Consider the following 1,048-nt stretch of genomic DNA (forward strand, 5'->3'; position numbering starts at 1 on the left):
GACCTTCTCCTTACCATGGAGACGCTCTACCGACTGAGCTATTGGGGCGAGCGATGAAGACATTACACGGTCGCGCGCCGATCGCCCAAATCCGTTTCGTGGGCCCGGCGCACGGGAACAGGATCCACCTCCGGGCGCCCCGTCCCCGACCGCCTCGTACGCCTCCCGAACCTCACCGGTACGACTTTTGCCGCGTTCCGCGAAGCGCGCGTGTGGCCGCCCTAGGCTCGACCCACTCTGTGTGATCTTGGTGCGCTTCCGCGCTTCCCGCGCGCCGGCCGGTCCGCGGCCGAGCCCCTCGACGAGCCCCTGGAGCGTGATGCCCGACAGCCCGCCGCAGCCGCCCTCGCCCGGCTCCCCCGACGCCGCGCCCGACGGTTCCGGGCTGCTCCTGTGCGGGGCCCGGCTCACCGACGGCAGGACCGTGGACGTGCGACTGGGCGGCGGGCGCATCGAGGCCGTCGGGACGGCCGGCAGCCTCGTCGCGCAGTCCGCGCGCGTGGACCTCTCCGGCTGCCTCCTGCTGCCCGCGCCCGTCGAGGCGCACGCCCACGGCGACACGGCGCTGACCGCCGACGGCGAGGGGCCCGTCTCCCACGACCCCGAGGAGGTGCAGCGCCGGGCCACGGAGTCGACCCTGCTGCAACTGGGGCACGGGGCGACGGCGTTGCGCACCCATGTGCGGATCGGCGACATGGAGGGCCTCGGCTCGATGGAGGCGGTGCTCCAGGCGCGGCGCTCGCTGGTGGGGCTCGCGGACCTGCGGGCGGTGGCGATGCCGCGGCTGCTCACCGGGCTCGCGGGCGCGAGCGGCCTCGCGATGCTGCGGGACGCGCTCAAGATGGGCGCGGCCGTGGTGGGCGGCCGCCCCGACCTCGACCCCGACCCGACCGGGTACGTGGAGGCCGCGCTCGAGGTCGCGGCCGAGCACGGCTGCCCGGTCGACCTGCACACCGACGGGGCCGACCCGGCGCGGCTCGAACGGCTCGCGGCGGCGGCCGGCGGGCTGCGCACCGGCGTCACGCTCGGCCCGCTCGGCGGCCTCTCC

At 76.0% G+C, this 1,048-nt stretch carries 1 pseudogene; it reads left to right on the forward strand.

The features are described from left to right. Positions 1-319 precede the first annotated feature (319 nt). Positions 320-1,048 (forward strand): annotated as a pseudogene (locus GTW43_RS15700) (hydrolase); the annotation flags it as partial.

Source organism: Streptomyces sp. SID5785, from assembly GCF_009870065.1.
Lineage (GTDB): Bacteria > Actinomycetota > Actinomycetes > Streptomycetales > Streptomycetaceae > Streptomyces.